6 protein-coding genes and 1 tRNA gene are annotated in these 8,161 nt (G+C 69.6%); 4 read left to right on the plus strand and 3 right to left on the minus strand.

Annotation, left to right across the window (positions count from 1 at the left end):
* The first annotated feature begins 112 nt into the window (after positions 1-112).
* Positions 113-185, plus strand: a tRNA-Ala gene (locus RM779_RS33090).
* A 63-nt stretch (positions 186-248) separates the two neighbouring features.
* Here RM779_RS33090 and RM779_RS33095 read toward each other — a convergent pair.
* On the minus strand, positions 249-1,220 hold the full coding sequence (locus RM779_RS33095; protein WP_311621504.1) for a site-specific integrase: 972 nt from the start codon (positions 1,218-1,220) through the stop codon (positions 249-251).
* A gap of 103 nt (positions 1,221-1,323) precedes the next feature.
* On the opposite strand from RM779_RS33095, the gene RM779_RS33100 reads away from it, so the two are divergent.
* The 3 genes from RM779_RS33100 (at position 1,324) to RM779_RS33110 (ending at position 4,654) form a co-directional block, all read left to right on the plus strand.
* Positions 1,324-2,130 (plus strand): transposase family protein, encoded by an 807-nt coding sequence (locus tag RM779_RS33100; protein ID WP_311621505.1) that lies wholly within the window; start codon positions 1,324-1,326, stop codon positions 2,128-2,130.
* Positions 2,131-2,507: 377 nt separating this feature from the next.
* Positions 2,508-3,713 carry an NAD(P)/FAD-dependent oxidoreductase gene (locus RM779_RS33105; RefSeq protein ID WP_311621506.1) on the plus strand — a complete coding sequence of 402 codons (1,206 nt, stop codon included), beginning with the start codon at positions 2,508-2,510 and terminating at the stop codon, positions 3,711-3,713.
* Entirely contained in the window at positions 3,710-4,654 is a 945-nt protein-coding gene (locus RM779_RS33110) for an RNA polymerase sigma-70 factor (protein ID WP_311621507.1), read from the plus strand. The genes RM779_RS33105 and RM779_RS33110 overlap by 4 nt, the downstream gene beginning before the upstream one ends.
* A gap of 6 nt (positions 4,655-4,660) precedes the next feature.
* Here the strand turns inward: RM779_RS33110 and RM779_RS33115 are convergent, their stop codons facing one another.
* Both RM779_RS33115 and RM779_RS33120 read right to left on the minus strand, forming a co-directional pair.
* Positions 4,661-5,635, minus strand: coding sequence for a tyrosine-type recombinase/integrase (locus tag RM779_RS33115; protein WP_311621508.1), 975 nt, complete (start codon positions 5,633-5,635; stop codon positions 4,661-4,663).
* Between the two features lie 327 nt (positions 5,636-5,962).
* Positions 5,963-7,393 (minus strand): IS1380 family transposase, encoded by a 1,431-nt coding sequence (locus tag RM779_RS33120; RefSeq protein ID WP_311621509.1) that lies wholly within the window; start codon positions 7,391-7,393, stop codon positions 5,963-5,965.
* Positions 7,394-8,161 lie beyond the last annotated feature (768 nt).

An 8,161-nucleotide genomic window follows, 5' to 3' on the forward strand; every position in this document is an offset into this window, starting at 1 on the left:
ACCCACCCCCCGCCCACCCGCCATCCGCGGCAGCAACCGATTTGGCAATCGCCCGGCAGGCCCGTGTAGAGTAGGCATCGCCGCCAAGGGAAGCCCCGAGGCGGACCACCCAGGGGCTATAGCTCAGTTGGTAGAGCGCTTGCATGGCATGCAAGAGGTCAGGAGTTCAATTCTCCTTAGCTCCACAGGTCAGAGGCCCCCTCCCATCCGGAGGGGGCCTCTGAGTGACTATGGATTCCGGTCCGGGCTCAGGCCCCGAAGATCCGGTCCATCGCCTGTGCTCCCGTCTGGATGACCGGGCGGATCGGCTTCCGGTAGACCTTCTCCGTCGTGGCCGTCGCCGCGTGCCCCACGAGCCTGGCGATCTCCTCGACGGGCACGTCGTGGTCGGAGAGCAGGGACACGAAGCTGTGCCGCAGCTCCCGCGGGGTCCACTCCGCGGGGTCGATGCCCTCCGCCTTGGCAAGCGCCCGTCGGAAGGCACGCCTGACGTTGGCCGCGTCCATCGGGGTCCCGACCTCGGAGGTGAAGACGAGCCCGCTCTCCCGCCAGTCAACGCCGGCTGCCTCACGCTGTCGTTGTTGCCGTCGGCGCTGCACCCGGAGCGCCGCGACGGCGCGCGCGGGGAGGGCGAGTGTCCGGCGGGACTTCCTGGTCTTGGTGTCGCCTCCTTCGCGGACAGAACGCCAGACCGCGATGTGCGGCGGCACGGGCGGTTTGCTGTCGGGACGCCCTTCGAGGCCCACGTGATCCCAGGTGAGCGGGCGCAGTTCCTCGGTGCGCGCGCCGGTGAGAAGCGAGACGATGACGTAGGCGTGCATCGGATCGCCTTCCAGGGCGTCAAGGACCGCCTCGGCCTGTGCGAACGTCAGCGCCTTGGACGGGCGCCCAGGCCGTCCGGTCGGTACTTCGCACAGAGCCACGACGTTGCGGTGCACCTTCTCGCGCAGTATGGCCCGCTGGACGGAACGGCTCAGGCAGGAGTGGATCGCCTGGAGAGTCCGTGTGCTGAGCGTTCTGGCCTTTCCGGCCAGCCACTTGTCCACGTGATCGGCCGTCAGGTCCGACAGCCTCCGCTTGCCCAGGTCCCGGATTACATGCGTGTGGCAGAGGATCTTGTAGTTCTTCACTGTGTTCGGGGCCTTGCCGGCCAGGCCGTAGGTGAGCCAGTGACGTTTTCTCAGCGAAATGATCTTCGCGAAGCGGGTTGATCTGGGCACCGCAGACCGGATCGGACAGTGATGGCCCGGGTATGGACAGACGTAAAGCCCCTGATAGGACGGTTCTCACCACAAGATCGTCCGCTGAACCAGAGGCTTCACGTTGATCCCCTATGCTGCCATGCTCGATGTCCCGCGCCACGTGGTGGAGTACCTGGCCCGGCTGCTGACCGGACACCGCCGCCGGATCGGCACCCCGAAGAGCTCCCGCGTGCTGGGCCCTTTCCGACAGGCGATGCTGGTGCTGCGCTGGTTCCGCGAGGCCGGGTGCGTGCACTGCCTGGCCCGTGACGCCGGGATACCGCAGGCCACCGGTTACCGCTACCTACACGAAGGCATCGACGTCCTCGCCAGCCAGGCCCCGGACCTGCACGAGGTGTTGCGGCGCTGCCACGCGGAGGGGATGACCCATGTGGTCCTGGACGGCACGCTCGTCGCCTGCGACCGTGTGGCGGGGACCACCGAGAAGGGCAACGACCTGTGGTACTCCGGGAAGGCCAAGCACTTCGCGGGGAACGTGCAGTTCATCGCCGCACCCGACGGCACTCCCCTGTGGGTCTCCGACGTCGAGCCCGGATCGGTGCACGACCTGACCGCCGCCCGCATCCACGCCCTGCCCGCCCTGTACCCGGCCGCCCGCGACAGCCTGCCGACCCTGGCTGATGCGGGCTACACCGGGGCCGGCATCGGTATCCACACGCCCTTCCGCCCGCACCCCGACATCTCCTCCCCACTCGCCGCGGACAACCGCACCCACAACCGGCTGCTGCGGGGCATCCGGGCCCTGGGCGAACGCGCAGCGGCGGAACTCAAACAACGCTGGCGGGCACTCCAGCACGTCACGATCAGCCCCTCCCGCATCGGAGCCATCGCCAAAGCCGCACTCGTCCTCAACACCTCATGGAAATGAACTCGGCTGAGAAAACGTCAGTCACCCAAAACGTCCAGATAAGAACATGCTGGGCCGCTACTCCTTCCAGCTGCCCGACTTGCCCGGTGGACTGCGTCCCCTGCGTGACAAGGACGCTGCCGACGACGCATGAGTGACGTCCCGAACCTGTCCTGACCGTCGCCTGCTTGACCGGAGACTTCCTGCTGACCCTTGCCCCGAAGGGGACTGACAGTTGTCACGCTCGCCGGGTCATGACGGCTTCGCGGACCCCTTCGCCCACCTTCCGGTGGGCCCCGATTCGGCCTGTGTCGTGCATCACAACCGGCCCATGTCACGTCCAGGCCGCCTGCTCCCATCTGGTGGGCGTCAGCAAGCGAGCCGAGGAGGACGGAACGATGAGCGCACAGCAGGAGACCGGCACGGCGACCGCGCACCGCGTAGTGATCCTGGGGGCGGGATACGCGGGCATGGCTGCGGCCATCCAGCTCGCGGCCCGGGTGAAGCGGCGTGAGGACGTGCAGGTGACCCTGGTGAACGCGCAGGAGCGGTTCACCGAGCGTATGCGCCTGCACATGACGGCGACCGGGCAACAGCTCGCCGAGCTGAGCATCCCTCACCTGCTGGAGGGTAGGGGCGCGCAGTTCGTGCGCGGCTGGGTGACGGCGGTGGACGCGGACGCGAAGACCGTGCGGATCGACGACGACCGGGTGCTGCCCTACGACACGCTGGTGTACGGGCTGGGCGGCGTCGCCGACACCTCGGCGGTGCCGGGGGCCGAGGACCACGCGTACACCCTGAGCAGCGCCCAGGACGCCGAGCTGCTGGCCGACCGGCTGGCGCGGCTCGGCAGCGGCACGGTGGTGGTCGCGGGCAGCGGGCTGACCGGCATCGAGGCGGCCGCGGAGATCGCCGAGCGGCACCCGGAGTTGAACGTGGTGCTGCTGGGCAGGCAGGAGCCCGGTGTGGCCATGAACTCGAAGGCCAAGGCGTATCTGCACGCCGCGCTCGACCGGCTGGGCGTCCAGGTACGCGTCGGCGTCGAGGTGGTGAAGGTGCTGCCCGACGCGGTGGAACTGGCGGGCGGGGAGAGCATTGCGGCCGACGCGGTCCTGTGGACGAGCGGCACGCGGGTGTCGCCGCTGGCGGCCGCCGCCGGGCTGGCCGTCGACGGGCACGGACGCATCGTCACCGACGCCGCGCTGCGGTCGGTGTCCCACCCCGAGGTGTACGCGATCGGCGACGCGGCCGCGATCCGCCAGGGTTACGGCGTCATGCACGGCACCTGCCAGGGCGGCATGCCGACCGGGGTGCAGGCCGCGCTGTCGATCGACCGGGTGCTCAGGGGCAGGCAGCCCAAGCCGTTCCGCTTCGGCTACTACCACACGCCGGTGAGCCTGGGACGCGGTGACGCCGTGGTGCAGTTCACACGGCCTGATGACAGCCCGCGCCGGATCTGCCTGACCGGCCGCATGGCCGTCCGGTACAAGGAGACGGTGACCGCCTCGCCCTGGCCGACCTACAGCCGTATGAAGAAGATGCCCGCCTCGGGCGCGTTCTGGCCCCGCGGGGGCCGCTTCACCCGCATCCGGAGGGCCCAGTGACCGACCTGCCCGCCTACCCCGACCCCGACCCCGACCCCGGCCCCGACCAGGAAGTCTTCCACGAGCACCGGCGGCTGCTGTTCTCCGTGGCCTACCGCCTCCTCGGCAGCGCGGCCGACGCCGAGGACGCGGTCCAGGACGCCTGGATCAAGTGGTCTGCCGCGGACCGCTCGCAGGTGGCCGACCCCAAGGCGTACCTGATCCGGATCGTCTCGAACCTGGCGCTGGAACGGCTGCGCTCCACCCGGCACAAGCGGGAGACCTATGTGGGGCCGTGGCTGCCGGAGCCCATACTCACCGGCGGGGATGCCGCCGAGGCCGTCACGGACGCCGAGTCGGTGTCGATGGCCATGCTGGTGGTGCTGGAGACGCTCAGCCCGCTGGAACGCGCGGTGTTCGTGCTGAAGGAGGTCTTCGACTTCAACTACGCCGAGATCGCCGAGGCGGTGGAGCGTTCCGAGGCCGCGGTGCGGCAGGCCGCGCACCGGGCCCGCGAGCACGTACGGTCCCGGCGGCCGCGCTTCGCCGCCGACCGGTCGCGGCAGCGCGAGGCCACCGAGCGGTTCTTCGCCGCCGCGACCGGCGGTGACGTCAACGCCCTGATGGAACTGCTCTCCCCAGACGTCACCCTGTGGACCGACGGCGGCGGCAAGGTCCGACAGGCCCTGCGCCCGGTTGTGGGCGCGGCCACGGTGGCCGCCTGGTTCGCGGCCACCGGCACCGTCACCTACCAGGGCGTCGAGCCTGCCGACATGAAAGCCGAACTCGTCGAGATCAACGGTGGGCCGGGCATCGTGTTCAGCGGGCCGGGACGCGTGATCGCCACCGTCACCTTCGACTTCGACGCCGACGGTCGTATCACCGCCATCCACAACGTGGCCAACCCGGACAAACTCCAGGCCGTCGCCGACGGCACCGCTCACGACCTCGGAACGCAGTGAGCGTCGTCACCGCATGCCGCCACCGGGCGCGAGCAGGCTGCTGAGCTCGGCGATTGCCTCGGGGGACGGCTTGAAGTAGCGGCGGACGTTCTCCGGCTTCTTGTGCCGAGACTTCGCCATGAGCATCAGCAGCGAGGCGCCTTGCTCGCCGAGGTGGGTCAGGGCCAAGTGGCGATACTCGTGCAGATCCCAGCCGGTACCGGGCCCGCGCACCGCGGTGTGCTCGTACAGCAGGGCGCGGGCCTGACCGTAGGACAGGCGGGCGATCCCGGTATCCGGGCAGACGTCCTGCGCGGAGAGCACCTTGCCCGGCCCTGGGCGGCGGTGAGTGACGAACACCGGGCCGCGGGTCCGGCCGCGAAACAGCCTCGGCAGCAGCCGGGCGGTGCCGGCGTCCCAATAGACCGTCTCCAGCACGAAGTCCTCCCGTGCCTGCCCGCGGCGCCGGGTCTTGGCGCGGGCGCCCTTCGCCTTCACCGGTGCGCGGCGACCGGCCAAGTCCAAGTCCTCGATATTCAACCCGAGGATCTTCTCAGCCCGGGCGGCCGTCTCGTAGAGCATCCGGTAGAAGGTCTTCTCCCGCAGGTGGACGTCGCGGCGGGCGATCAGCCGGTCGACCGTCATCTTCGAGCGAGCTGGGGTTTCGGAGTCCGGCACCGCCAGCCGCTTCACCCAGGCCGGAACCATCGGCCCCTCGTAGCCGCGATCACGGCACCAGCCGAGCCAGGACAGGACCCCCGCCCGCCGGGAGTTCCATGTGTTGACCGCCGCAGCGCCCCAGAGCAGTTCGAGGGCTTCCCCGATCTCGTCGTCCGCCACCGACGACAGCGGACGAGCCTCGCCGAGCCGTTCTGCAGTCTTACCCACCCCGATCCCGTAGGCCCGGACCGTGTTTGGGCTGCCGAGCGAGTCGAGGAACACGTCGGCCGCCGCCCGGACGGTCAACGCCTTGCCAGTCGGCAGCTGCACGACACTTGGCACCGCTTCCCCCTTGCCACAGATAACAGTGCCGCTTCGTGCAGCGGCTGGAGAACGTCACCGCAGGTGACGAACCAAGCTGCCGCAGATAATAGGGCGTTATCTGCGGCAAGACTTCAGACCGGCCCCGCCGTCGACGCCCCGTCCGCCGCTCACCAGCGCCGACGAACTCTTAGCCTCGGTCTTTCGGTTGGGTTCGGCTGTGCCGGGTTGATGGTGTTGGTGTTCGTCTCGTGGGTGGCTGTGGGTTCGGGGCGTGCTGAGGGTCCGGCGCTCGGGCCGGGTTCTCCTGGTTCCTGGGTCGTGGGTGGTCAGGGGCGGTTCGGTGGGTCAGGTGGCTGGGCGGGGCAGGGTGGCCAGGCGGGTGAATGCGCTGGTCAGCTCGTGTCGCCAGGGCCAGGTCGCGGCGATCCGCAGGTAGAGGCGCCGTCCTCCTCGGGTGATGCGGGCGGCAGCGTGGAGGAGCCGGTGGCGGAGCTTCTTCGGTTCGGCGGTGGCCAGTTCGCCGTCAAGGAGCAGAGCCTTGGTCCAGGCGAGCAGGTCGATGGCTGCCAGGGACAGCTCCAGCCAGGCTTGGTTGAGGGCGAAGTGGCGGGAGGGGAAGCGGCCGAAGCCGGTCGTCTTGCCGCAGCGGATGCGGTCCTCGACGCGGGCGTGCGCGCGGTGGCGGACCTCCAGGTACTGCGCGGAGCCGCCGCCGGTGTGGGGGGTGTCGGTGAGGAAGACCTGGTGGCGCATGCCCTCCTCGCAGTCGAACAGGGACAGCTGGGCGCCGGGGTGCGGGCGCTCGCGGCGGACGATGATCCGGGTGTCCTTGGGCAGGCCCGGCAGGTCGGCCAGGCCGGTCAGCTCGGCGACCTGGGCGCCGGTGCGCAGGGTGCCGTCCTGTTCGAGGGCGGGGTGCCACACATGCTCGGGCAGATGGCGTATCGCCCGGCGGACCGGCTCGGTGATGGACCAGCCGACGGAGAAGCCGGTGCGTATCCCGCGTGAGCGCAGGGCGCGGATGTGGTTCAGGAACGTCTTGGCCGATCCGGCGCTGTCGGTGCGGATGAGGATGTCGGTGCCGTGGCGGTGAGCGTCGGGGATCTGGGCCAGGGCCGTATCGAGGACGGTGATGTGGTCGGCGGCGGTGTTCGCTGCGGCGTTGCCGGGCCGCAGCAGTCCGGCCAGGGCTTCGCCGGTGTTGTCGAGGAAGCACAGCAGCGGGTGGTAGCCGAAGCCGCGTTTGTAGGTCGGTGCCGCGTGTTCTTTCTCGGAGTGGCAGGTCACGAGGGTGGCGTCGATGTCCAGGACCAGACCGGGAAGTTCCTGGCCGCCCGCGTGTGAGACGGGGAAGGACTCCCGGGTCTCGCCGGCCTGTGCCCAGGCGATCTCGCGTGCGGTGGCACGGGCCGCGCGCAGGTCACCGAGGGCGGCGGTGCCGATGTCGGCCAGCAGCCGCCAGGCGGTGGGGGCGGAGGCGACGGGGCCGAATACCTCGGGCTGGTTGCGCAGCAGTGCCAGATCGGCGATCACCTCGCCGCCGTCGGCGAGTATCACCGAAAGATCGGCCGCGATCCGGCCCGGGGCGTGTCCGGTGCCGCGCGGCCTCAGCCGGCGCAGGGCATCACTGAAAGCGGAGGTGAGGCCGGTGACCTCAGCGAGATCGGCCAGCAGGCGGGACCTGGCATGGCTGACCACACCCCGCCCGTCCGTGGAGACGACGAGCCTGGGACGCGAGACGGTAGTGTGCACGCAGAAAGTGCCTCCCGCTGGGATGACGGAGACCTTAGACAAGCCTCATCGTGCGCCCAGAGACCGGAGGTTGATCGTGTAACGGTTGCTGGATGGTCGTAAGCTCGTCGTTGCTTGCCGGTGAAAGTCCGGTCCGGGTAGTTGCCAGGAAGCCCGGTAGCAGGCTGGCGGCTTGACCGGGAAACGGGTCGGGTCGAAGCCCAGCGTCAAGAGCCCCTGTGGGGGGAGCAACCGAACGGTCCGCAGCATCACGCGAAGCCTGCCGCGTCGTTAATGTCCTGCCGCAAGGCAGAAGAGGGAGAGCCGAGCCCGGGATGTCAGGGCGAAGGCCATGGAAGCGGTGAAGACCCTGGAGAGGCAGCCGCGATGAACTCCCCGGCGTATGGGGCGTGGAACGTTCGGACAGTAACGGCGGGAACTGGGGAGGCCCTCCCCGGCCCGGTGGCCTGCGGAAAGGTGTCACCGGAAGCGTCGCTTCCTATAACCGGACGTCCTCCGGGAAGTGGGAGCGGGCCGGGTGGGCGTCGGAGGTGGCCGTAGTACCGCTTGAACCGGAGGGACAACACACCCCCCGGTAAGGGAAGGGCCACTGCTTCGTCGATGCGTGCGGTCGCAGTGGAGGTGCCCGGTGAGTGCCGTTTCGGCTAGGTCCTGTCCTGTCGATCTTGTCGGATCAGCCCGCGGCGTCAGATGCGGTGCATCGCAAGGCACCGGATCGCAGCTCATACCTGTCCGTATTCGCGCGATTCGGTAACGCAGCGAGGTGCCGTAGCTGGCGTCGCGGGCCCGGCA

This window comes from Streptomyces johnsoniae (assembly GCF_031845565.1).
GTDB lineage: Bacteria > Actinomycetota > Actinomycetes > Streptomycetales > Streptomycetaceae > Streptomyces > Streptomyces johnsoniae.

Excerpts from the sequence above, each read along its gene's own strand:
- RM779_RS33105 (WP_311621506.1), top strand. The coding sequence starts at position 2,508 with ATGAGCGCACAGCAGGAGACCGGCACGGCGACCGCGCACCGCGTAGTG.